General features: G+C 43.5%; 23 protein-coding genes and 3 tRNA genes. 1 reads left to right on the forward strand and 25 read right to left on the reverse strand.

From position 1 onward, the window contains the following. Positions 1 to 103: 103 nt before the first annotated feature. From RTR76_RS11070 to RTR76_RS11095, 6 genes are all read right to left on the reverse strand, one after another. Positions 104 to 178: transfer RNA gene (locus RTR76_RS11070), tRNA-Glu, on the reverse strand. 10 nt (positions 179 to 188) lie between these two features. Further along, positions 189 to 263, reverse strand: a tRNA-Ile gene (locus RTR76_RS11075). 55 nt (positions 264 to 318) lie between these two features. Next, positions 319 to 394: transfer RNA gene (locus RTR76_RS11080), tRNA-Asn, on the reverse strand. A gap of 61 nt (positions 395 to 455) precedes the next feature. Then, a complete protein-coding gene (gene rpoD, locus RTR76_RS11085; RefSeq protein WP_312520604.1) occupies positions 456 to 1,565 on the reverse strand; it encodes an RNA polymerase sigma factor RpoD in 1,110 nt (369 codons plus the stop codon). A gap of 63 nt (positions 1,566 to 1,628) precedes the next feature. Further along, on the reverse strand, positions 1,629 to 3,443 hold the full coding sequence (dnaG, locus tag RTR76_RS11090) for a DNA primase (protein ID WP_312520607.1): 1,815 nt from the start codon (positions 3,441 to 3,443) through the stop codon (positions 1,629 to 1,631). A 240-nt stretch (positions 3,444 to 3,683) separates the two neighbouring features. Beyond that, entirely contained in the window at positions 3,684 to 4,682 is a 999-nt protein-coding gene (locus RTR76_RS11095; RefSeq protein WP_312520610.1) for a deoxyguanosinetriphosphate triphosphohydrolase, read from the reverse strand. Positions 4,683 to 4,782: 100 nt separating this feature from the next. Between RTR76_RS11095 and RTR76_RS11100 the strand changes: the two genes are divergently transcribed. After that, a complete protein-coding gene (locus RTR76_RS11100; RefSeq protein ID WP_312520615.1) occupies positions 4,783 to 5,259 on the forward strand; it encodes an LptA/OstA family protein in 477 nt (158 codons plus the stop codon). Positions 5,260 to 5,312: 53 nt separating this feature from the next. On the opposite strand, the gene RTR76_RS11105 is transcribed toward RTR76_RS11100, so the two are convergent. From RTR76_RS11105 to RTR76_RS11195, 19 genes are all read right to left on the reverse strand, one after another. Continuing rightward, positions 5,313 to 6,125: a pyruvate, water dikinase regulatory protein gene (locus RTR76_RS11105; RefSeq protein ID WP_312520618.1), complete on the reverse strand. Its 813-nt coding sequence runs from the start codon at positions 6,123 to 6,125 to the stop codon at positions 5,313 to 5,315. Positions 6,126 to 6,139: 14 nt separating this feature from the next. Further along, the gene (locus tag RTR76_RS11110; RefSeq protein WP_312520621.1) at positions 6,140 to 6,787 is read right to left on the reverse strand and encodes a helix-turn-helix transcriptional regulator; all 648 of its coding nucleotides are present in this window, start codon (positions 6,785 to 6,787) and stop codon (positions 6,140 to 6,142) included. Between the two features lie 96 nt (positions 6,788 to 6,883). Then, positions 6,884 to 9,280 (reverse strand): phosphoenolpyruvate synthase, encoded by a 2,397-nt coding sequence (gene ppsA / locus RTR76_RS11115; protein WP_396144833.1) that lies wholly within the window; start codon positions 9,278 to 9,280, stop codon positions 6,884 to 6,886. Between the two features lie 190 nt (positions 9,281 to 9,470). Continuing rightward, positions 9,471 to 11,534 (reverse strand): glycine--tRNA ligase subunit beta, encoded by a 2,064-nt coding sequence (gene glyS / locus RTR76_RS11120; RefSeq protein WP_312520627.1) that lies wholly within the window; start codon positions 11,532 to 11,534, stop codon positions 9,471 to 9,473. 2 nt (positions 11,535 to 11,536) lie between these two features. Beyond that, complete coding sequence (gene glyQ / locus RTR76_RS11125; protein WP_312520630.1) at positions 11,537 to 12,412, reverse strand: glycine--tRNA ligase subunit alpha; 876 nt, start codon at positions 12,410 to 12,412, stop codon at positions 11,537 to 11,539. A gap of 514 nt (positions 12,413 to 12,926) precedes the next feature. Next, positions 12,927 to 13,379: a DUF4342 domain-containing protein gene (locus RTR76_RS11130; protein ID WP_312520633.1), complete on the reverse strand. Its 453-nt coding sequence runs from the start codon at positions 13,377 to 13,379 to the stop codon at positions 12,927 to 12,929. 19 nt (positions 13,380 to 13,398) lie between these two features. Then, on the reverse strand, positions 13,399 to 14,190 hold the full coding sequence (gene recO, locus RTR76_RS11135; RefSeq protein ID WP_312520636.1) for a DNA repair protein RecO: 792 nt from the start codon (positions 14,188 to 14,190) through the stop codon (positions 13,399 to 13,401). Further along, the gene (locus tag RTR76_RS11140; protein WP_132082717.1) at positions 14,190 to 14,309 is read right to left on the reverse strand and encodes a YqzL family protein; all 120 of its coding nucleotides are present in this window, start codon (positions 14,307 to 14,309) and stop codon (positions 14,190 to 14,192) included. Before RTR76_RS11140 ends, recO begins: the two co-directional genes overlap by 1 nt. Before the next feature lie 41 nt (positions 14,310 to 14,350). Continuing rightward, positions 14,351 to 15,658: a hemolysin family protein gene (locus RTR76_RS11145; protein ID WP_312520639.1), complete on the reverse strand. Its 1,308-nt coding sequence runs from the start codon at positions 15,656 to 15,658 to the stop codon at positions 14,351 to 14,353. 39 nt (positions 15,659 to 15,697) lie between these two features. Further along, entirely contained in the window at positions 15,698 to 16,285 is a 588-nt protein-coding gene (locus RTR76_RS11150) for a DUF502 domain-containing protein (RefSeq protein ID WP_312520641.1), read from the reverse strand. A 119-nt stretch (positions 16,286 to 16,404) separates the two neighbouring features. Further along, positions 16,405 to 17,304 carry a GTPase Era gene (era, locus tag RTR76_RS11155; RefSeq protein WP_312520643.1) on the reverse strand — a complete coding sequence of 300 codons (900 nt, stop codon included), beginning with the start codon at positions 17,302 to 17,304 and terminating at the stop codon, positions 16,405 to 16,407. Then, on the reverse strand, positions 17,304 to 17,705 hold the full coding sequence (locus RTR76_RS11160) for a cytidine deaminase (protein ID WP_396144845.1): 402 nt from the start codon (positions 17,703 to 17,705) through the stop codon (positions 17,304 to 17,306). Before RTR76_RS11160 ends, era begins: the two co-directional genes overlap by 1 nt. A 9-nt stretch (positions 17,706 to 17,714) precedes the next feature. Continuing rightward, positions 17,715 to 18,071: a diacylglycerol kinase family protein gene (locus RTR76_RS11165; RefSeq protein ID WP_312520647.1), complete on the reverse strand. Its 357-nt coding sequence runs from the start codon at positions 18,069 to 18,071 to the stop codon at positions 17,715 to 17,717. A 5-nt stretch (positions 18,072 to 18,076) separates the two neighbouring features. After that, positions 18,077 to 18,553, reverse strand: a complete 477-nt coding sequence (ybeY, locus tag RTR76_RS11170) for an rRNA maturation RNase YbeY (RefSeq protein WP_312520648.1) — start codon at positions 18,551 to 18,553, stop codon at positions 18,077 to 18,079. Next, a complete protein-coding gene (locus RTR76_RS11175) occupies positions 18,462 to 20,651 on the reverse strand; it encodes an HDIG domain-containing metalloprotein (protein ID WP_312520650.1) in 2,190 nt (729 codons plus the stop codon). Before RTR76_RS11175 ends, ybeY begins: the two co-directional genes overlap by 92 nt. A gap of 11 nt (positions 20,652 to 20,662) precedes the next feature. Beyond that, positions 20,663 to 21,631 carry a PhoH family protein gene (locus RTR76_RS11180; RefSeq protein ID WP_312520652.1) on the reverse strand — a complete coding sequence of 323 codons (969 nt, stop codon included), beginning with the start codon at positions 21,629 to 21,631 and terminating at the stop codon, positions 20,663 to 20,665. 17 nt (positions 21,632 to 21,648) lie between these two features. Further along, positions 21,649 to 22,872 carry a sporulation protein YqfD gene (gene yqfD, locus RTR76_RS11185; protein WP_312520654.1) on the reverse strand — a complete coding sequence of 408 codons (1,224 nt, stop codon included), beginning with the start codon at positions 22,870 to 22,872 and terminating at the stop codon, positions 21,649 to 21,651. Continuing rightward, positions 22,862 to 23,140 carry a sporulation protein YqfC gene (gene yqfC / locus RTR76_RS11190; protein WP_312520656.1) on the reverse strand — a complete coding sequence of 93 codons (279 nt, stop codon included), beginning with the start codon at positions 23,138 to 23,140 and terminating at the stop codon, positions 22,862 to 22,864. The genes yqfD and yqfC overlap by 11 nt, the downstream gene beginning before the upstream one ends. Positions 23,141 to 23,262: 122 nt before the next feature. Beyond that, positions 23,263 to 24,786, reverse strand: a complete 1,524-nt coding sequence (locus tag RTR76_RS11195; RefSeq protein ID WP_312520658.1) for a helicase HerA domain-containing protein — start codon at positions 24,784 to 24,786, stop codon at positions 23,263 to 23,265. Positions 24,787 to 24,963: the final 177 nt, after the last annotated feature.

Here is a 24,963-nt window from a genome sequence, read left to right on the forward strand (position 1 = left end):
ATTGCTAACAGGCTCCCTATAGTATGAAACAAAACTTCTGCAATATTTCTATAAATCCTGCAAATAAATAAAGCCATCCATAATGGATGGCTTAGTGACCTTTTGGTGACCCGTAGGGGATTCGAACCCTTGATACCGCCGTGAAAGGGCGGTGTCTTAACCGCTTGACCAACGGGCCGAATATGTAATGGTGGGCCCACCTGGGATCGAACCAGGGACCAGCCGGTTATGAGCCGGCTGCTCTACCGCTGAGCTATAGGCCCAAAAGACATTGAAAAACAGGTTTTCGAGCGAAAGCCTGTTTATACAAAACAAAAATGGCTCCTCGAGTAGGACTCGAACCTACGACCGATCGGTTAACAGCCGATTGCTCTACCAACTGAGCTATCGAGGAACGGCATCGACATAACATATTGTACAACAATGTTAACTAGCCGTCAAGGTTTTTTTAATATTTATTCAAGAAAATCTTTTAGCTTTTTACTACGACTGGGATGGCGGAGCTTCCGAAGTGCCTTTGCCTCAATCTGACGAATTCGCTCACGAGTTACACCAAAATGCTGACCGACTTCTTCCAAAGTACGTGCTCTGCCGTCATCCAAACCAAACCGTAAGCGAAGAACTTTCTCTTCCCTTGGAGTTAATGTCTCCAGCACTTCTTCGAGCTGCTCTTTTAATAGCATGAAAGAAGCCGCTTCCGCAGGTGCCGGTGCATCCTGATCTTCAATAAAATCACCAAGATGAGAGTCTTCTTCTTCACCGATCGGTGTCTCAAGTGAAACAGGCTCCTGGGCTATCTTCATAATTTCACGAACCCGTTCAACGCTAATATCCATTTCTTTAGCGATTTCTTCCGGCAAAGGCTCTCTGCCTTTATCCTGCAAGAGTTGACGGGAAACACGAATCAATTTATTAATTGTTTCCACCATGTGCACCGGTATACGAATGGTACGCGCCTGATCGGCGATTGCTCTGGTAATTGCCTGCCGAATCCACCAGGTAGCATACGTACTGAATTTATAGCCTTTATTGTAATCGAACTTCTCAACGGCCTTAATGAGTCCAAGGTTACCTTCTTGAATAAGATCCAAAAAGAGCATGCCTCTTCCTACATAGCGTTTAGCAATACTAACAACAAGCCGTAAGTTTGCTTCTGCCAGACGGCGCTTTGCCTCTTCATCGCCTTGTTCCATACGTTTGGCGAGATTAATTTCCTCATCAGCAGTAAGCAGTGGAACGCGGCCAATTTCCTTCAGATACATCCGAACAGGATCGTCAATGCTGATGCCCTCAGGAATGCTTAGATCAATATCTACTTCTTCCGGAGCAGTTTCAATCTCAGCCTGATCAGGACCTTCAAATACTTCTACATCAGGAATTTCATCAACAATTTCAATGCCTTTAGTCGTAAAAACTTCATACATGTCATCAATTTCATCAGGTGACAAATCTTCACCTTGGAGAGTATCCATGATTTCTGCGTATGTCAGCATACCGCCGCGTTTTTTACCTTTATGCAATAACTCATTTACATGTTCACTCGAAACACTTTTCTTTTCGGTCATTGTTACTCCCCCCTCCTTTGGCACGTCTGATGAGTTGAGCTCATGCTATCTGCACTAATAGTCTTATGACTGAAGCAATAGTTTAATTTCATCATTAATTCGTTTGCTTTCAGCTAATTCCTCCTGAAAGCGACTATCCCCCAAACGTTCTAATTCATCGGCTCGCAGCCGGTGTTGTTCAAATAAGGTTTTAAGACTTGTCAGCCGAATCGCTTTAATGTAATCATCAACCATTCGGGTAACATCACTGGTTTGTTCATCTATAAGCATAATATGTGACAGTTCGATATTGGCTTTCTCACTTAGCGAATTGGCTAAAGCAGCCGGCGCTAGTTGATTTCCTGAACTGTACGCATGAAATAAGGAGGTGAGTATTTCCCGCCGGCTTTCATCCTGAAAATCATCGGTTGAAAGCTGGACTTGTACGTAGGAGATAAGGGCAGGATCTTCACACATTAAGCGGATTAGGTGCTGCTCGGCGGCAGAATTTTTTTGTACGGCACGCCTTGACACCGAGACACTTGTTGTATTATATCCATTCTTCCCCGTTTTTACAATTTTATCCTTTTTATTATTTGTTGCATATTTATTAAATTCGCTGCGAATAGCGCTTTCATCAATACTGAGGAGCTGGGATAACCGTGTAATGTGTCCGTCAATTTCAACGGCATTGTTAGATTGAATTAACGCCGGCAATACTTTCGCCACAACAGCGACTTTGCCTTCAAGGCGGGAATAGTCCGTATCTTTTAATGCCTGTTGAATCTGATAATCCAGTAGTCCCGGAGCCCGCTGAATAAAACTCTGAAATTGCTCAATACCATTCTTACGAATAAATTCATCAGGATCCTTGCTATCCGGAACGGAGGCGATCCTGATCGTGATGCCCAAAGTCCTGACGACTTCCAAGGCCCGCAATGTCGCATTTTGACCAGCCGCATCACTGTCATATGCAAAGACAACCTCTGCTGCCTGCCGCAAAAGCAACCGGCCTTGTTCCGGCGTAAATGCTGTACCTAATGAAGCCACCACATTTTTTGCCCCTGCTTCATGAGCTGTTATGGCATCCATATATCCTTCTACCACAATAGCCTGCCCCAAATCACGTATGGATTTGCAGGCTTGATCAAAAGCGAACAAAGTTTGCCTTTTATTAAACAATACCGTTTCAGGTGAGTTTAAATATTTAGGCTGGCTATCATCCATTACTCTGCCGCCAAAGCCAATCACTCTTCCCCGTGCATCACAGATTGGAAATATGATACGATTGCGAAAACGGTCATAACTTCCTTCCCCTGTTGGACGGCTGCTCACTAGCCCCGCTCGCAGCAGAAGTTCCTGATCAAAACCACGTTCTTGAAAAGCTAATGATAGTTTATCCCAACCGGGAGGAGCAAAACCAATTTTAAATTGTTCAATTCCGGCTTTCGTTAACCCCCTGGATGTCAGATAAACAAGCGCCTCTTTTCCATAACTGGTCTTAGTAAGACAATTATAAAAAAAGTCACGCGCCATTTCATTTACCCGGTATAACTGAGCCATTTCCCTTTCCCGGTTAATTTCAAACTCACTTTTCTCTTGCTCGGGCAAAGGGATATTCAGTTTTTGCGCCATCTTCTTTACTGCTTCTAAAAAGCTAATGTTTTCAACTTTCATGAGAAAATTGAAAACATTTCCCCCTGCCTGGCAGCCAAAGCAGTAAAAAAAACCTTTGTCAGGAGCAACGGAAAAAGAGGGTGTTTTCTCATTATGAAATGGACAGCAACCCCAAAAATTTTTCCCCTTTTTTTTAAGGGGAATATATTCGGAAATAACGCTGATAATATCGCTCTCCGTCCGCACCCTGTCGACAAACTCATCATAAAGAGTGTTCTTCAATTAAACCATCCTAACAGGCTTACCATAATATGACTATGAAATAAAATGAATGTTTGAGACTTAATTCTACATCTTTTTCCATAATCCTTCCATAATCTTTCCAATAAACTTACATGTAAATCGTCTTTCTCTATTCTAACTAATAATATTCAATACAAATAGCAAATATCCTTTTTTCCTCTTGACAACCAGGAATATTTTTGCTAATAAAAGCAGCTCTACATCAGTAGAGCTGCTCGTTTATACTTGTTCCCGCCACAAAGAAGGGATAAAAAAATCTTGAAAGAGTTTAATGGCATACAGGTCTGTTAAGCCTGCTATATAATCAATCACAGTTGCCTGTAGTCCCCATCTCTTTTGACGGTCAATAAACTCTTGAGGCAAACCGCCGGGAAAAGACATATAATAGTCATATAGTTTTTGGATTACATATTTTGCTTTCTTGCGGTCAGGTTCCAGTGCAGGTGAACGATACAGGTTCGCAAACATAAATTGACGAAATTCATCCATTGCCTTTTGTACGGGTAACGACATTTGAATTTCGTTTTTTCCTTCCGAAGAATGAATCATATCCGCAACCATAACTGTGATCATTTCTGATGGTTTCGTGCCTAAAATACTGCTAACCCCCTGGGGCAGCTGATCTGGCAGCAGCATATTCGCCCGGATACCATCATCATAATCATGGCAAAGGTAGGCAATTCTATCCCCAATTCTAACAATGTTGCCTTCTAAAGTTGACGGTTTGTTAGGACCAGTGTGATTAACGATTCCATCCTTTACCTCTATAGTAAGATTTAATCCCTGCCCATTCCGCTCCAAATACTCAACAATCCGCAGACTTTGTTCATTGTGGTTGTAATGGCCAATGATTTCCTGCAAAGCATACTCGCCACAATGTCCAAAAGGGGTATGCCCCACATCATGCCCTAGCGCAATAGCTTCTGTCAAATCTTCATTAAGCATGAGGCCGCGGGCAATCGTTCTCGAAATCTGTGCAACTTCTAAGCTGTGAGTCATTCGCATGCGGTAATGATCTCCTGGCGCTATATAAACCTGCGTCTTATGTTTTAGGCGCCGGAAGGCTTTACTATGAATAATCCGGTCTCGATCACGCTGATAATTGGTACGGAAATTACAGGGAGTTTCCGGTTCATCCCTGACAGCTTCTCGACTTTTAGCAGAAAATGGTGATAATATTTTGTATTCCTGCTCTTCACTACGCTCGCGGACATTCATTTTCTATGCACCCCCTATCCTTATTATATCAAAAACCAGTTATTTACATAGGCGATTATCACCAATCTTTGCTATAATAATGACAAAGGAAGGTGCTTCAATGAGATACAAGGTAGTGATTACTACATTACTTATTATTATTTTACTAACAGGAACTACTTTAGCAGCTAAACCGATAATTAAGTCAGACCGTACATATTTCGATGTATCAACAGGTCTTTACGTATTAAACGGTAATGTCTATATCGAAGTCGGAAACCGGATAATTAAAGCAAATCAGGCCAAGGTTGATTTAGCTTCACTGGAAGTCTGGGCCAATGGCGGTGTATCTGTCACCCAGGGAGACATTTACTTTACTGGTGACAGCGTATATGTGTATGGAAGTCAAAAGCTTGCGCAGATCAGCGGCGGAGTCAACTTTTCCCGGACAGGAGTTGCCATTACCGCTGATAGCGTTGATTACAATTGGCAGCAAAAGGTAGCTGTCTTTAGTGGCAACGTTAATGTAACGCAAGGCGATAACTGCTGGAGTGCTGATCGTGTAAACTACAATGTGCAAACCAATGTCTTTTTTTAAGCCAAAGAGGCTGTGGGCAACTTATTCATAAGTTCCTACAGCCTCTTTAATTTTTACTTTTGCTGTTGCGCATTCTTTTGGGCAATTTCCAATATCCGATTAGCAGTCTCTTCAATCGCCTTATTGGATACATCAATAATCGGGCAACGTATTTTACGCATAATTGCCCGGGCATATTCCAACTCTTCTGAAATGCGTTCCAGATTGGCATAGCTGGCATCAACGCCTAACCCCATAACCTTCAGGCGTTCCGAACGGATCGAGTTTAATTTGAACGGGTCAATGACTAATCCTACGATGCGCTGGGAAGGAACTTGAAACAGTTCTTCCGGCGGGGGTACTTCCGGTACAAGCGGAAGATTGGCGACTTTCAATTTTTTATGAGCCAGATACATGCTTAACGGTGTTTTTGAGGTTCTTGATACGCCAACGATGACAATATCCGCTTTCAAAAAACCCCACGGATTTTTACCGTCATCATATTTAACTGCAAATTCCACCGCCTCAACTCGTTTGAAATACTCTTGATCCAGTTTATGAATCAGACCAGGTTTCATTTTGGGTTCCAAATTCGACAGTTTTTCCACTGCATTCATCATTGGTCCCATAATATCAACGGTGGGAATTGAGTTCTGCTGTGCATAATCAAGTAAAGCCTCCCGTAAATGGGGAGAAACAATAGTATGGCAGATAAGGCTTTGATGTTTTGCAGCTTCGCGAATGGTTTCTTCGATTTGCTGCACCGAATTAATATAGGGAATGCGAATAATATCAAACCGGCTCGCATCAAACTGGCTGGCAGTTGCACGTGCTACCATTTCGGCTGTTTCGCCGATCGAATCAGATAAAGCGTAAATAATTGGCAAGGCAGTAATGGTTTTTACCTCCTTTTTCCTTCTCCAAACTCAACAAACAGCCGCGTAATATTCGTTTTTGTCAGACGTCCGATTACCTCATATTCTTTGGCATCAGGCAGATTAAGCGGACGAACAACAGGCAGGCTGTCTACTTCATGATCAATCAATTTTTTTGCTGCCGCCAGCACCGATTCTTCAGGGGTGGTCACCACTAATTTGGGCATTGGCGTCATGAGAACTTTTACCGGCATTTTTTGCAAATCACTATTGCCGATAGCAACTTTGAGCAGATCCTTACGGGAAACGACTCCTACTAATATTCCTTGCTCAGCCACAAATACCGTTCCCACATCTTCCAGAAACATGGTAACGACCGTATCATATGCACTTGAACCCGGTGCTACGACTACCGGTAAGGATTGAACATCCCGTACAGTTAAACGTTCAATTTCTTCTGCCAGCACAGATAAGCTGTTTTTGCCAACATAGAAATACCCTACTTTAGGACGGGCATCAATTACACCAGCCATAACGAGAATAGCTAAATCAGGCCGGAGGGCAGCTCTAGTGACATTTAACCGCTCCGCAATCTGCTCGCCGGTTATTGGTCCATTTGTTCTTACAATCTCAGCCATTTTCTCCTGCCGTGGCGTTAAAGCGATAGTTAACACTCCTTTCCTCGACAGATATCTGTAACAATACGCTAAAATTAGAGTAATTCCTCTATATGAGTATAAAACATCCGGCAAAAGCCGGATGTTTTTTTTCTACCAGGTATAGTCGGTCGTATCGGCAATTCCGCGGCCGGTAAGCTTATCCAGCATGATTCGCTGTTCAACCTGGGCCACCTGCCGTCTAGCTGCTTTCACCGCATCAGGATTAACTGAAATAGAATCGATGCCGCTCTTAATCAAGAACTCTGTAAAATCAGGATATACGCTTGGAGCCTGACCGCAAATAGACACTGTTTTACCATCGCGGTGAGCGACTTCAATTAAGTGACGGATCGCACGCTTAACAGCTAAATCCCTTTCACTGAAGATGTGAGATACTGTTTCATTATCACGGTCACAACCAAGCACCAGCATGGTAAGATCATTGGAGCCGATTGAATAACCGTCAACAAATTGATTGAACTGATCTGCCAGGATAATATTAGCGGGAATTTCGGCCATCAGCCATACTTTGAAATCAGCATTACGCCTGAGTCCCTGCTCAGCCATCAAGGCCGTCACCTTAGCCGCTTCCTCCACCGTCCGGCAAAAGGGAATCATAACATTCAAGTTTTTAAAACCGTATTCTTCACGCACTTTTTTTACAGCCTGAAGTTCCAATTTAAAAGCCTCAATATATTTCGGATCATAATACCGTGAGGCCCCCCGCCAGCCAAGAAGCGCACTTGGTTCATAAGGCTCATATTTGTCGCCGCCTTTTAAATCGCGGTATTCACTTGATTTAAAATCACTGAAACGCAGTACGACCGGTCTGGGAGCCATTGCCTGACATACCTGACGGATACCTTCAGCCAAACCTTCTACCACCTTGTCGGCACGTCCGGTTTCAATCAGATATAAGGGATGCTCGTGAATATAGGTGGTCCAGATAAACTCTTCCCGCATAAGTCCAATTCCATCGCAAGGAAGACCGGCATATTTCTCAGCTAGTTCCGGATCGCCAAGGTTCATGTATACGCGTGTCCCGGTTACCGGGAAAGTTTCTATAAATTCAGGAATGGCATTACTTCCCTGAACAGCCGGTTTCGCTACTAAATCACTGATTAAACCATCATAAACAATACCATTAGTAGCATCTACCGTAATTTCTGCTCCGTCAGCAATAGCAACTGTCCCCTCTGTGCCACGGCTTTTAGTCCCCACAATGCAGGGAATGCCCAGTTCACGACTAACGATAGATGCATGGCAGGTCATTCCACCTGCATCCGTAATGATCGCTTTCGCTTTTTTCATAGCTGGTACCCAGTCTGGAGCCGTCATCTCCGTAACCAGAATTTCGCCCTCTTTGAAAGTGTCAATCATCGACGGATCAAGTATAACATGGGCTTTGCCACTGACACGTCCCGGGCTGGCAGGCAATCCTTTGGCTATTACTTTACGATCTGCAGCAATAGGTGCCTTTACGGCGGTGTCACCAGCTGCCCCTTTGCCTTTATTACGCCGGGACCATACCGTTTCAGGCCGAGCCTGCAAAATCCACAGCTTACCATTGCGCTCGTCAATACCCCACTCAATATCCATATACGAACCGTAATGCTTTTCAATATCAATAGCATAACCGGCAAGCTCCTGAATCTGCTGATCGGTTAAAACAGATGCTTTGGCCAAATCGGCCGGAACCTTTTGTTCTTCACAGCCGCCGCCAGCTTTACGTACAAGCATGACAGGCTTTTCATGAATGCTGCGCTGTTCAATTGCACGGTCACTTTTACGTACCAGATAGCTGTCAGGCGTTACAGTGCCTTGAACAACATATTCGCCTAACCCCCAGGAACCTTCAATAAAGATACTGGTATCATTACCCGTCGCTACGTCAACAGTGAACATTACACCGGCAGCCTGAGAAAAAACCATCATTTGTACAACAGCGCTAAGTGCTACTTCCAGATGGTCAAACTCTTTCTTCACGCGGTAATACACGGCGCGATCGGTAAAAGTAGAGGCATAGCACTCTTTAACCCGCGCGATTACTTCTTCTTCTCCCTGAACATTTAAATACGTATCCTGCTGACCGGCGAAACTTGCATCAGGCAAATCTTCAGCCGTTGCACTGGAGCGAACAGCAACGTATGGGTTAGCTTCTCCTGCCCGTTTTGCTAATTCACGATAGGCGGCAGCAATTTCTGCAGCCAAGTCGTCAGGCATCTGAGCAGCCATAATTTCTTGCCGGATGGCTGCTGTAATATCTCTCAGCTTACGGCTGTCCTCTACATCATCCAATTCACCAATTAATGCTGCGATTTTCTCGCCAAGACCCGTTTTCTCTATAAAATTTCGATATGCTTGAGCAGTTGTAGCAAAACCATAAGGAACAGGAACTTGGGTACGGGATGTCATTTCACCCAGCGAAGCAGACTTGCCTCCCACTAATGGCACGTCTTCTTTATTAATGTCATCAAACCATAAAACCAAGCTATTTGTTTTATTCAACACTAATCATCCCTTTCTGTATTTATGTTATACTATTTAACGTTTTTGACTTATATAGTATATACTATATCAAAAAGAGGTTTCCTGCAATACCGATTCTTATAAAAATATAAAATTAACATTCCCGAATCATATAGATCTATACAAAAAGGAGTTGCTCCGGAAAGTCCGGGGCAACTCCTCTTATAACTTAGTTTGCTGCTATTTTGCTTAAATCGGCAACGCGCTGCGCAAGCGTCGTAATCGATTTTAATAAAGCGAGACGGTTATTACGCACTTTCTGATCTTCCACCATAACCATAACTGCGCTGAAAAATGCATCTATTGGCTCAGCTAGGTTAGCTAATGCTTCTAGGACATGTTTGTAATCCTGCGTCTGAATCAGCTGACTTATCTTCTTATGCGCCTGCTCGTATGCTTCATATAAGGCCGCTTCTGCTTTGTCCGTCAGCAAGTCTGCTTCTACGTTTTCGCTGTCGGCATTCTTAGCTAAGTTTGCTACCCGTGTCAAAGCTTGAACGGCTTTTTGCATCGCAGCTGACCCTCCGTCAACACTGACAGCTTTAGCCCGCAGCCAGGTATCATATACGTCATCAGTTCCAACGGCCATAACTGCATCGATGATATCGTAGCGGATTTTTTCATCAGTCAGGATATTCTTAAGCCGCAGCCGGAAGAATTCCTGTAAGTCGGCGGTTATTTTCGTCCTTTTTTCGACAGTTGTAATATTGAGTAAATCCATTGTCCGGGCAAATAGTTGGTCTAGTGACACCTGGTATTGCCCCTGAAGAAGAATATTTACGATTCCCAAGGCCTGCCGGCGCAGCGCAAAGGGGTCCTGCGAACCGGTAGGAATAAGCCCCCGGCTAAAGGTAGCAACAATGTTATCTAATTTATCCGCAATGCTTACCGCCTGGCCAATAGCTGACTGGGGCAGCTCATCACCGGCAAACCGCGGCAGATAATGCTCATAGATTGCAGTGGCAACCGCAGGGTCTTCACCACTGAGAAGAGCATATTCGCGGCCCATTACGCCCTGAAGTTCAGTAAATTCATTAACCATCCCTGTTACCAGGTCTGCTTTAGCTAAATACGCTGCCCGTCTGGCGCTGACTACTCCAGTCTCGCCTTTGCCGGAATGATTGAGGATAAAAGCAGCCAGTTCTTCCAGACGCTTGGTTTTATCATACATAGTGCCAAGCCCGTCCTGAAAAACAATCGTCTTTAACTTTTCAACCCGGTCAACAAGTTTTATTTTCTGATCTTCTTCGAAGAAAAATCTGGCATCATCCAGTCTTGCCCTAAGTACCCGCTCATTGCCGTGACGCACAATATCAATATAATCGGCTCCGCCATTACGTATGGTTATAAAAACCGGCAGCAGCTTCCCATCTTTACCAAACACGGGAAAATACCGTTGATGCTCCCGCATCGGAGTAATAATTGCCTCCGGCGGCAGGCTGAGATATTTATCTTCAAAACGTCCACATAGAGAAGTGGGATACTCAACAAGGAATATGACTTCTTCCAGCAGATCTTCGTCAATACTGGCCGTCCCGCCCTGGCTGACAGCCATCTTTTCAATTTGTTCGCGAATGACGGTTCTTCTAACATCTTGATCAACCATTACATGATTTTCAGCTAATTTACTAAAATAGTCATCAGCTGAAGAAAGAGCAATTTCCCCTTTACTCATAAACCGGTGACCTCTGGTAATGTTGCCTGATGCAACTTCTGCAACAGTAAAAGGAATAATATCGCTGCCAAACAAGGCAACCAGCCACCGGATAGGACGAACGAAGCGCATATCAATATTGCCCCAGCGCATGTTCTTTGGAAAATTCAAATTATCAATAAGTGAGTGCAGCAGTTGGGGCAGCAGTTCACGGACCGAACGTCCTGTTTCTTCCACAATGGCATACACATAACCATCTTTTACTACCAATTGAGAGACGTCTACACCCTGTCCCCGGGCAAAGCCTTGCGCGGCTTTAGAAGGAGTTCCATCATCACTGTAGGCAATCTTCACAGCCGGTCCTTTATTCTCACTGCGCTTATCAGCCTGCTGCTCATCCGCCTGCCGAACAATGAGCGCTAACCGCCGCGGCGTACCTACTGTGCGAATTTCACTGAAGCCGATCCGTTCAGCCACAAGCATGGCTTTTGCTGCTTCAGCCAATTGTTTTAAAGCACCCGGCATAAATTTAGCTGGTATTTCTTCTGTTCCAATCTCGAGCAGAATATCTTTTGCCATGCTTATTTACCCCCTTTCAAGAGTGGATAACCAAGTTTTTCCCGCTGCTCCAAGTAGCCTTGTGCACATAGGCGGGCCATATTGCGAACTCGTCCGATAAATGAGGTTCGTTCACTAACGCTGATTGCGCCCCGAGCACCTAACAAGTTAAAAGCATGAGAGCATTTCAACACGTAATCATAAGCTGGAAGCACATAACCGGCCTCAATAACCCGAATGGCTTCTTTTTCATACATATCAAACAGTTGGAATAGTAACGCCGTATCAGCTATCTCAAAATTATAGTGTGATTGTTCCACTTCGTTGCTGTGGAAGACATCACCATAAGTAATACCATTTACCCATTCGAGGTCAAATACGTTCTCTTTTCCCTGAATATACATAGCCAGGCGTTCTAGCCCATAGGTAATCTCAACCGACACAGGTTTAACATCAATGCTTCCTACTTGCTGAAAATAAGTAAACTGGGTAATTTCCATACCATCAAGCCAAACTTCCCAGCCCAAACCCCAGGCACCTAAAGTCGGTGATTCCCAGTTATCTTCAACAAAACGGATATCATGCTTAGCCGGATCAATCCCGAGCAAGCTCAGACTCTCCAGATAAAGCTCCTGAATATTGGCCGGTGACGGCTTCATAATCACCTGATATTGATGATGCTGAAACAACCGGTTTGGATTGTCACCATAACGGCCGTCAGCAGGCCGCCGTGATGGCTCCACATAAGCCACATTCCATGGCTCAGGCCCCAGCGCCCGCAAAAAGGTAGCCGGATTCATCGTTCCTGCTCCCTTTTCCACATCATAGGGCTGTTGAATAATACAGTTCTGTTTTGCCCAGAAATTTTGCAGGGTCAAAATAATATCCTGAAACGTCATACAAAAACCTCCTCATTATTGTAGGAAATGAAAATACAAAAAAACCTGCCGCCCCACGTAACAAACTTGTTTGTTACAGGGACGGGAGGTTTACTTCCCGCGGTTCCACCCTGATTGGTCACGAATGACCCACCTTGGTTCTATTACGAGCTTTACTATTTCCCGAAAGAAATTTCCTCTCGCAGCCTTCGGAGTGCCTTCACTTGTAATTTTGTCAGGCTCACACTATTCCCGACTCGCTGACGATACAAGTTACTCTTCTCCTGCATTGCCCTAAATCCGTACATATTCAATATGTACAATTATCGCCTCCGGCATACACGCCTGAGGTAAATATAGGATACCATAGGAGATAACCGAAAGCAATAGCTTACCGAAACTTTGCTAGTGTCTTGGAAAAGTTGTGAATTAGACAGTGTAGATTTTTTTGCAATGCAAGGCGGCGGAGGAGCCCGCTGCAGCCAACTTGCAAAAAAGCATACCTGCCTTTATCTCCAGGCAGGTATGCTTTTTCCTATATGATATCGTTTCTCCGGTCTTTGATCGGTTCATCTTCATTGATTTCGCTTTGTTCTGCTTCCGGCTCATTCTGTTCCTCACTGCGCACAACTTCTATTGTACACCGCTTGAAAACTGCAACCAACACGCCAAGAGCTGCCAGTTGGGGGAGTACGACTGCGCCAATTGTTCCTAATGTAACGGGAATATCCACTAAGTTCCGGCCGTCATGCTTCACTCGCACCTTTGTTACATTACCTTCGTGAATCAGTTCTTTAACCTTATCGATAACTTCTCCGGAACGAACTGTAAATTCTTCCGTCCAGGATGTCTCTTTGGTGTTTTCCAAATCAATTAACGTGCTGATAATATTGCCCTGATTGCGTTCCAGTGCCTCTTTTGCCTCGCGATAGGAGATTCCTGTTCTGTCACGAATAATGTCAATTTTCTCTAGTGTAATATCATCCATTCGATTAACCCCCTGCATTTTATCCTTTATTATCCCCTGACTGGCTAGCTTTATCCATTACAGAGCTGCGGGCAAGTTGTTTGATAAAAGAAAGGGATTTTAAAGGCTTTCCCAGATGATATTCTAAGTAACTATACAGTATATTCTCCAGCTGCAGCAAGGTTCTACTATTAACACTAAATGAATCGGGCTGCTGCCAATCCAATTTCAATAACTTATCCATTAATTCACCGGCTGGAAGCCCAAATTCCGGTAGCGGTTCTTGCTGGCAATAGTGGCAAATACAGCCTCCCTGATCGCAGCTAAAACCAGCAGACTGATCAAGCGCTCTGCCGCAATTGACACAAACTGAATACTCCGGATGGAATCCAGCTAACGCCACCAATTGCCAACCCGAAGCTAACGCAGTAATGCGTGGATTACGATGAGGAAGTGTATGATATGCTGTTAACAGCATATCATACACAAATTCATCAGGCTGCCGCTCTGGCCATAGCTCGCTTACCAGTTCACTTAAAAAAGCCGCATATGACAATAAAGTAATATCGTCTCGCAGTTCACGAAAAGAATTGATTATCTCGCATTGAGTAATCGTTTCTACTCCGGTTGTGCCGGCAATTGCCGCCCGTATTGACGCAAAAGGCTGCAGACACCCGCCTAGTCGGCTTTTAGGTTGTCTTGCCCCATGAGCTATAGCCTGGAATTTACCATGCTCACGGGAAAATAAGGTGACCATCCTATCGGCATGCGCTGAGTCACGCACTGCCAAGAGGATGGCCTCAGTAACATATTGACGAGCCATATTCATCATTAGTCCGGTGATGCTTCAGGATCACTGGGGCCATACTCGGTACATTCGCGATACGCTAAATAGGCGCTAATTTGCCCGGTAGTCTGGAAAAGTTCCCATAATAAGTCCTTCAACAACACTCGTCATCATCCCTTCGTAGAGAATTAAGAACATCTACCAGTTATTCTTCTGCTATAACCACTGATGAATCTATGGGAATGGCTTTAACCCGAACAACCCGGAAGCCATTTACCTGCAGCACTTCGAAGGTATAGTCACCAATATTAACTTTATCACCGATTTCAGGGCGGCGTCCTAGCGAGCCAAAAATATAGCCGCCAATTGTGTCTTCTTCCGGCTCTTCTAACCTGATATTCAAAAGCTCTGCTACATCATCAAGCAGTACTCTCCCATCAAATTCATAGCAGCCATCAGGGAACCTTCTTACTTCCGCCTCTTCATCATTATCATGTTCATCTTGTATATCGCCAACAATTTCTTCTAGAACATCCTCTAGGGCAACTAATCCGGCAGTACCACCGTATTCATCCGCAACAACAGCCAAATGAGTGCGCTTTCGGCGCATGAACTGCAGCAGCTTAGCTACTGACATGCCCTCCGGTACTACAAGAATTTCTCTCATGACTGCATTTAGATTCTTACTTTCCGTATCATTCATATCTAAATCCATTAAATCCCGTATATGCACCATGCCAATAACATGGTCCTTATCTTCCGTACACAAAGGATAACGTGTGTGTCCGGTTTCACGAACAACACGCATATTCTCTTCAAAGGTGTCTTCAGTGAACAAACAGCACATATCCTGCCTGGGTACCATAACTTCCCGGGCAAGTCTGTCAGCAAAATCAAAAACATTATCGATGAGTTCACTCTCCATCTGATCTAAAACACCACCACGATGGCTGGCGCTGACGATCATCCGCAGTTCATCTTCAGAATGTGCCAGTTCAGTCTCATTCGCCGACTTCATTCCCATAACATTTAAAATTGCTTTTGCTGCCTTATTAAACAGTACAATTATAGGATACCCAAGTCGATGAAAAATGTACAGCGGCACTACAGCAAATAATGCCAGTTTTTCAGCTTGTTGAATTGCCATGGATTTTGGTACAAGCTCTCCTAACACAATATGGAAAAAGGTAATTACAGTGAAGCCAATAGCAATGCTAAGCGTAGTTACAAGCCAGGCTGATCCTGGGAAATACGCTAAAATTACCGGTTCAATCAAATCAGCTACTGCAGGCTCACCAATCCAGCCTAATGCCAATGAGGCCAGTGTAATTCCCAGTTGTGTTGCACCCAGGTAGGTGTCAAATGAAGTAACTACTTTTAAAGCCAGTCTTGCACGAGAATTTCCTTGTTGTACCAATTCTTCCAGACGTGTTTTGCGGACTTTTACCAGAGCGAATTCGGCAATTACAAAAAAGCCATTAACAAAGACTAAAAAAACAGCTGTTACTAACATAAACACATTATATATGGGCGAGTCGATAGCGCATCTCTCCTAACCTTTGAGCACATCATTACTGCGAGGCATAACAGCACCTGCAGTCAACACATATTGCAAGGCATTTTCACCAGCTATATCCAAAATTATTATATCCCGCTTCGGTACCATAATATTAAACCCGGCTGTCATATTGAGACTCATCGGAATAAAGACACAAACGTGTTCTTCGTCCAGCTTCGTCGTAAATGGTTCCGAAAGTTCGGGCATGATGAATCCCAGTGTTTTTACACCCGGATGCGGGTAAGGCACTAGAACCGCCTGTTTAAATAATTGCTGTGATTCAAATACAGCGGTAGATAACTGTTTAACACTGTTATAGATAAACTTAACAATTGGAATAGTACCTAACAGACGTTCTCCTAACACAAGCAGCTGTCTCAAAGCCCAGTGGGAAGACAACCACCCCACTAAAAGAATCAATAAAACAACGGCAATGAGGCCAATTCCCGGGAAATGAATAGGTAAATGCCTGCCAAGCATGCTCTCGGCAAAAGAGAATATTTGCAAAACAACAAAAACAGTAATAGCAAATGGAACAATGACAATTAAGCCATTGATAAAATACTTAGAAATCCACTTCATAATTCACCCCTCCTACAAATGATACCATCGATAAACCGATAAGGTCAATGAATACACACAAAAGTGCTGGAAAATTAAGCATATAAAATAAAAACTGCCTGTAACAGGCAGTTTTTAAATCATTCATAGCCAAAGGATTTTAAGATCCCTTCGCGATTACGCCAATCCTTTTTAACCTTAACCCACAAATCCAGATAAATCTTAGAGCCGAGCAAGTTCTGAATATCTTCCCGTGCCAAGCGCCCTACATCTTTGAGCAATTGCCCACCGGCCCCGATAACAATTCCCTTCTGCGAATCCCGTTCAACATAAATCACTGCCCGCACATATAGATCTTCATTGCTGCGCTTAGTAATTTCCTCTACTTCGACAGCAATAGCATGCGGAATTTCCTCGCGGGTATTATGAAGCACTTTTTCACGGATCATCTCTGCAATGACCAGACGCTCAGGTTGATCCGTAATCATATCAGAAGGATAATATTGCGGTCCTGGCTCAAGGTACTTTTTAAGCTCGTCCAGTAATCCCGATAAATTGGTTTTTTCCAGAGCAGAGATAGGCACAACCGCAGCAAATTCACGTATCTTCGTATATTGTTCAATAATCGGCAGCACCGCTGCTTTAGGAACACAGTCAATCTTATTTACCACCAAGATTACCGGTGTCGTGATTTGGGCCAGCCGTTCCATAATATACTCTTCTCCGGGACCTTTCTTCATCGTAGCATCTACAACAAACAATACAACATCCACTTCCCGCAGAGTAGCTTCCGCCGTCCGGACCATATATTCCCCAAGTTTATGTTTGGGTTTATGGATGCCGGGAGTATCAATAAATAAGATTTGGGCATCATCCAGGGACAGAACACACAAGATTTTATTTCTTGTGGTCTGTGGCTTGTCCGACATAATAGCCACCTTCTGCCCGATCATACTGTTTACTAGTGTTGATTTTCCAACATTAGGCCTGCCAATTACAGAAACAAACCCGGATTTAAATTCTTTATTAGTAACATTCATTATTTTCCATCTCCTGATAAATCTTGATCACCAAAAGCAAAAGGCAATAACTCAGCCAATGTTATTACTTTTTTATCGCCCCTGGTATTGCACATAATAACAGTTTTTATTCCAAACTCAGCCATAACCTGTCGACAGGCTCCGCAGGGTGCCGTTGGCCCTGGAGTATCAGCTACAACTGCCATCGTCTCTAAGCTGAGATCTCCTTCGGATACAGCTTTAAAAATTGCTGTGCGTTCAGCACAATTAGTTAAGCCATAAGAAGAGTTTTCAATATTGCAACCTGTATAAATCTTCCCATTTGACGTTAAAACTGCGGCTCCAACTGCAAACCGTGAGTAAGGCGCATAAGCCTCTTCACGGGCATTTGTCGCCATATCAATCAATTCTTTCATATGAATTGTCTCCAACTACATGAAAATTTTCGGGTAAAAAATAATACTGCCGACAATAACGGCTGATAGGGCCGTTATCAAAACAGCCCCAGCTGCCACATCTTTAGCAATCTTGGCCAAAGGGTGAAAGCCGGGAGATGCCAGATCTACTACAGCTTCCAGTGCAGTATTCATTAGCTCTGACACAAGCACTGCCATTATGACCAGTACCAGAATAAGCCATTCTACAGGGGACACTGAGTATTTCAGACCAAAAAGTATGGTACAGGCTGCTGCAGCCAGATGTATTTTCATATTCCGCTGCGTTCTCATTGCATATGCCAAGCCTGCAAAAGCAAAGTAAAAAGATTTGCTCAATGACTTAGTAATCATAAACTTCAGCTATCGGCATCACGGGTAATGCCCAGCAAAGATAAGACATGTTCTTCCTCTATTCTCATCTCTGTCTTGTCTTCCTCTGTCATATGGTCATACCCCAAAAGATGCAGCATGCCATGAACAGTAAGATAAGCAACTTCCCGCTCCAGGCTGTGATTATATTCTTCAGCCTGCCGTGCCGCTGTTTCCAGCGAAATAATAATATCCCCCAATAGCACCTGCGACGGCCCATCAACAATTTTCGGTTCTTCGCCTTCATTGAGTGCAAAGGAAAGTACATCCGTAGATTGATCTTTGCCCCGGTACTGCTTGTTTAAGTCTTGGATATAAGCATCATCACAAAAGACAAGACTGACTTCATTATTCTCTGTTAGACCGTAAACATCAGCAGCTTTTCTTAACACTGCCCTCACAGTTTGTTCCAATTGTTCCGGTGCTGTCATCTTTTGCTGGACATTGCTTATTATTATTTCCATTCTTAGCCTTCTTCCTCTCCAACTCTTTCAACGCTTCGGGATATTCAATGCGGGTGTGAAACATACTGGACAATACCCGGATAAATACATCGCCAATGATATTTAAATCTTTCAGAGTCAGATTGCATTCATCTAATTGTCCATCGTGCAGTCGTTCGCGGATAATTTTTCTGACGGTAGCTTCAATCCGGTTTACATTGCGCTTGGATAAAGAACGTACAGCCGCCTCACAGGCATCAGCCAACATAATTAAGGCTGCTTCTTTTGATTGCGGACGTGGACCTTCGTAGCGGAAATCTGCTTCAATAATACAATCACTATGCTCATTTTCCGTAGCCCGCTTATAGAAATAAGACACCAGCGTTGTTCCATGATGCTGTTCAATGATATCAACAATTACCTGCGGCAGCTTATAATCCCGGCAAAGATCCGCCCCATCCCGGATATGAGAAGTCACGATCAAAGTACTAAGCGAAGGTGCTATCTTATCATGCGGATTTTCGGCATCAGCCTGATTTTCCACAAAAAAGTAAGGGCGTTTAATCTTACCGATATCATGATAATACGCACCGACCCGCACAACAACAGGATCGGCTCCGACAGCGTCAGCAGCTGTTTCAGCGAGATTCCCCACCAGTACGCTATGATGATAAGTACCGGGAGCATCCAAAAGAAGACGCTGCAGCAAAGGATGATTCGGGCGTGCCAGGTCTAGCAATTTAATCGGTGTCGTGATATTGAACGCATGCTCCAGGTACGGCAAAAATCCTGTAGTAATAACTGCAGATGCAATGCCGCTGAAAACCCCCAGCATACCTTGTACCAGTATCTGCGTATTATTAATTTGCTGGATAAACCCGGTTGCCCCGATTACCAGAAAATTAACTGCTGCCACCCATACCCCAGCCCTAGTAAGACTATAACCATGGGAGGATTTGGAAACACTGTATACTCCGACCATGCTGCCAATCACTGGTACAGCAACCGCTCTTAAATCATGGTCAACAATAACGCCAAACAACAGTCCCAGGATTACCCCTGTCAACAATCCTACCCTTGGATCAATCAGAATAGCTACTAATAAAGCACCAGCAGCAATTGGAGCAGCAAAATCAGAATAGTAATGCGCTGCTTTACCCAGGAAAAGGGTGATAAGTACAATAAAACCAAGCAGCACCAAGTACAAATCGTTTTCATAAACATGATGAACAAATTTGTATAGGTATCCCAATGCCAAGGCCATAACGGTTATAACAAAGATAGCTAAGCCAAATATACGCAGCTGATTTACCTGCCCTGCATACAGGCCGAGCTCCTCCATCGCCTGAAGCTGTTCTACGGTGACTACGTCCCCGGTCCGCACCAGTACTTGCCCCTTTTTGACGGAAAGGCGCACAGATTCAACACTGGCAAGTGCAGATTGTTTACGCTTATCGGTTTCCCGCACATTCATAATGAAGTTAGGGCGAAGCAAACTTTGACTGATAGCTGCAACTACTGCTTCTGCATGATCTCCTAACTCATTCTTCTCGGTTTCCATGACAACTTGTTTAAGAGCGTTGTCAAGATCATCATCTCGGATGCCGCGTTGTAAATACTTACGCAATACGTTACGTGTAAATTCTTCCGTCCTGGAAAGCGTTGTTTCATCGAGGTTTGCTAAGCCTTGAATTGCTGCTGCAGGCAGTGTTACCGGCAAACTGCTTTCCAGCTTTTCAACGCGCAAATCCACTGTATTCAGATTTTTATCAGTAATGACATTCCTTGCCGAGCGGAATATGCCTGCAATGCTTTCTTCCGCTTTGGTCATAACACTTACATCTAAATCATAAACATTCGGAACACTGGCCAATACTTCTGCTTCTAACTGCTTAGTCTTAGCCGTATCAACATACGATATCGTCCGTGGCGATACGACATCACGGTCACTAACCTGTCCAACCTGCAACGAGACTTTGTCTGGGATAAATTCAGCCGATAAAATCAACATAAAAAGCGAAAAAAAAGCAATGCTGAGAACAATCCGGCGCACCAACGGCCTTGCATACATACTAGTTGGCTGTATAAAGAACCCGCGCAGTTTATTAACCGATATCATAATTAATCATCTCACTTTTCTTGTCCAAACCGTTCATAGGCCCGAATAATACGGGCAACCATTTCATGCCGGACAACATCACTTTCTGTCATCTCAACCATTCCAATACCCCGTACTCCCGTCAGCACTTGCTGGGCATGTTTTAGGCCAGATCTACTGCCATGTGGAAGATCAATCTGGGTAATATCACCATTTACTACCATCTTGGAGCCAAATCCCATGCGTGTCAAAAACATCTTCATCTGCTCTTGTGTAGTATTTTGCGCTTCATCTAAGATAATAAAAGCATCGTCTAGTGTACGACCGCGCATATAGGCTAGTGGAGCCACTTCAATAATATTCTTATTCATGTATTTCTGGAAAGTTTCTACACCTAATATATCGTACAGCGCATCATATATGGGCCTCAAATATGGGTTAATTTTCTCTTGCAGATCGCCGGGAAGAAAACCTAACTTTTCACCGGCCTCCACGGCAGGACGAGTAAGTATAATCCGCTCAACATCTCTATTCTTTAAGGAAAAAACTGCCATTGCCACCGCAAGATAAGTTTTCCCTGTTCCCGCTGGTCCTATTCCAAAAGTGATTGGATTCGTCCGTATAGACTCAAAATAACTCTTCTGCCCCAGAGTTTTGGGCTTAATCTGCCTGCCACGGGCAGTCGTCATTATTGTTTCTGCAGCCATTTGCTGCAATCCGTCACTTTGTCCGCCTTTAAGCATTCTAATACGATAGTGAACATCATGCGCCGTTATCAAATTACCTTCTCTATGTAAAAAAAGCAATTGCTCAAAAACTTTACCAATCTGCGCTAATTCCTCCGGATCGCCATTGGCGATTACTTCATCGCCACGGCTGGTAAGACGGCTGGTAAAGCTTTCAGCAATAATACGGAAATTCTCGTCATTGCGTCCCAAAATTGCAATGGCTTCCTGGTTGTCTGCAAAATTAATCTTTATTTGTGCTGCATTTTGCTGCAATGAAGCAAGGCCTCCCCTTATTGGCTAATCATTTGACTTATTCCAATATCCTCGACTGTTTCTACACCAACTTTAATCCGAACTAAATTGGGTTCATTTAGCTTTAAGATCTCTATATTCCTTGCCAAAATTTGTGCACTTTCAGGGATGGATTGTTGTACTGATTGCAACGCCCGCGCTTTCGCTTCGTCACGAGCCTGCTCTACAGATATTTCATGCAAGGACGCTCGCAGCTCATAATAGGTATTTAGTGTAGATTCGACAGAAAACTGGCTATTCCTCCATTGGGGCAGGGTTTTGTGTATGATCTCGCTCTCGTATAAATCGAATGGAGGCTGGGGCGCTCTTTTTAATGCTATCTGATTTTCCCCGAAATGAAGAAGCACCTCCATTTCCTGCCGCCCGGTTCTTTCCGTTATGATTTGCTGCAAAGCAGCTTCACCATAACTTTCATACCATACACGGGCTTTTACAATACCACTAGCTTTAACTAACTGAGGCGGCGTTGTTATCGGAGCTGATTGAGCAGGTTGATTTGGTGATGTTGGGGCTATGTCAGGTGCAATTCCTTTAATTAAAACATCGCCCTTTCTAACTGTATCGCCTTTTTTTACTGCTGGCTGACCGGCTAAGGCGATTATCTCCATAATAATACCATCCCGGTCTGAGACAATATGAGCTGGCGCTTTATCTTCCTGCTTGGGAATTGTTTTTTCAACTACCTCTATTACTACTCTCGTACCTGTAAAATTGACACTAACCCAGGAAACCTCCGGAATGGTGAGTAAGATCGCATTCTCGATGGTCTTTGATTGAATAGTATCCTTCAACACACCTGGTTTTAATCCATGTTCTTTCGCTACTTCGGCGATTTTTAAAGGAGAAGTGGCTTTTGTTCCCACCACATCAACAAACCAAATGTAAGATGCAAAGATCTGTACTGTAATGAGACACATAATGGCTCCTAAAACAAGCATCTTCCGGCGCCATATTCTTTTGGCTAAGAAAGGCCATCCTCTGTAAGCTTTTACAGTTACTCTCGTACAGCTTTTCCTGACCAAAGGACGAATATGATAAAAATCACTTAACTCTATCCAGGCATATAATTTCTCATTTTCCTTCGATAAGCCCCATAGGTAAATTCGTTCTGCTACACATAGATTAATGAACTTCTCTGGCATAGCTCCTGTAATACATATTTTAACACTTCCATTGATATATTTTTTTAGTTTAGGTGTCATATTTGACCTCCGCAATGGTCCCCTCAATCAAAATCTGTTCCGTCTGTAAATTGCCTAACAGCAAGTTAAGACCATGAACGTATAGTTCCCCCTGGTTCAATTTAACACGTACCAGCGAAGAGGTGTATTCAATAATTCCTTTATGGTTCTCAATGAGCAGCTGCTTATTGCCCAGCATAGTAATGCGCGGCAGATCAAGCACGATATCTTGCGGAATATCCAGTCTTTGTGCTATATTTTGTAAAATACCTTTCTGTCTGCGCTGCATGACACTCCTCCCCTTCATAGTAAAAATGTATGCGCAAGCTATACGTTTCATACTACATTAGAAGGTTGCCCAACATAGAAAAACCCCCATGCTCCTAAACAGCAAGGGGGTTTTAACCTATTCTAAGCTAAAGGAAGCATCGACGGTAACTGATTATTGGCAACATTGATAAAATCTTCAAATTTATGAACTTTAACCGGAGCTGCAAAACGCATATAGTTTGTTGCAACAATCATTTCTCCACAATCCAGATTTTTAATTTCGTTGCGCTGCTGCAGAATATCCTTGCGACACATCGATTCCAGTTTATTTCGATCAGCTTTTGATGCCAGGCCAAGAATAAACAGCGTATTTAACTGAGACAACACTTTGTCAGCTAGCAGTCTGGGCTGCTGATCTACAACGCACAGACCCAAATTAAACTTGCGCGCCTCGCTGACCAGCCTTGCAAACACGTTATTACTTGAATGCTCCTTTTTCCCCAAAAAGCGGTGAGCTTCTTCCAACACGATGAGTACAGGCGTAATCTGGCTTCGTTCTGACTCTGTTTTAGAAGCGTAATTTTGCAGCAGCTTTTTAGAAAGTAAAGTGGATAAAGCCTGCTCACCTACAGGAGAAATATTCTTTAACTCAACTAACACTACTTTCCCCTGCTCTAAATCAGTCAACATTTGTCCAATAACCGTTTCTTGATCTGCTTTAATATTTAACTCCTGTTCTAAATTCCAACAAATACTTTTAATTTTACTAATCGTACGGGACTGAAACTTTTGCCCGGTACAGCCCGCCAGTTCCTCAATAATATCAGCTACATCATATTGTAAAATATAATCCATCCACTTATCTTGCCATACGGAAGATAATTTATATATTGCATCCAGCTGTGGTTCAGTAAACGTTGCACATGCGGTTATATCTTCAGGGTCAACTTCCTGTGTATTTACAGTCAGGCGATGTACATGTTCTGCCTGAGGGTTCGTATTATATACAGACAGCCGGTCTTTTGCCAGTGGATGATTCGACAAATCACGATAATATTCATTATGAACATCAAATATTAATAAGCCGTATTGTTGATTATTAATCATTGAGCTTGCCAATACTTTTACTAAATTACTTTTTCCAGCACCAGTTGTACCAAAAATTCCAAGATGCTCAGTAATGGCTTTTGAACCGTATATTCCGACTGGCAGTTCCAATACGCCTCTGCCTGATTTTAAAAAGCCAATCTCCAAATCACCCTTCATCTCTGACAAAAGGGAGGTATCATCTGCAGCTAATCCCCGCACTTCACAAAAAAAGTCAGGACAAGTTTTAGGATTAAAGAGATTTCCTTGTCCATCAGCATAGCACAGCTGCTCCGCCATACCAATTTTTACAGTATGATTGCCACCTAAATAGAAGTCCAGTTCCTCTTGATTTTCCACCTGTCCGCTGTCATCTAGCTTGCTCATTAAATAGCCTACATTATTAAGCCCCGACCAGCGCGACTTCACTTTAAAATCATAGGCACGGATATAAAAACGATCATTACTCTTTCCTTCAACCACTAATATATCGCCAAAATCAACATCCTGGTCAGGAGCAACAACAAATTCAACATACGTGCCTTTGGCATATGTTAAGCGACCTTTGTATTCCGACATTTGCATACCCCCCTTATAAAATTTTAGCTATACAGTTATTGTGCGCCGAATAAGAAAATTAATAACAGGGGTAAATTGCCACGTCATTTTATTGCAGAAATTATATGGAGTAAAATAGCGTTATACAATGCAAAAAAGCACTTACATTCGTAAGTGCTTTTTTCAATCAGCGACTCC

This window comes from Anaerospora sp. (genome assembly GCF_032013335.1).
Lineage (GTDB): Bacteria > Bacillota > Negativicutes > Sporomusales > DSM-15969 > Anaerospora.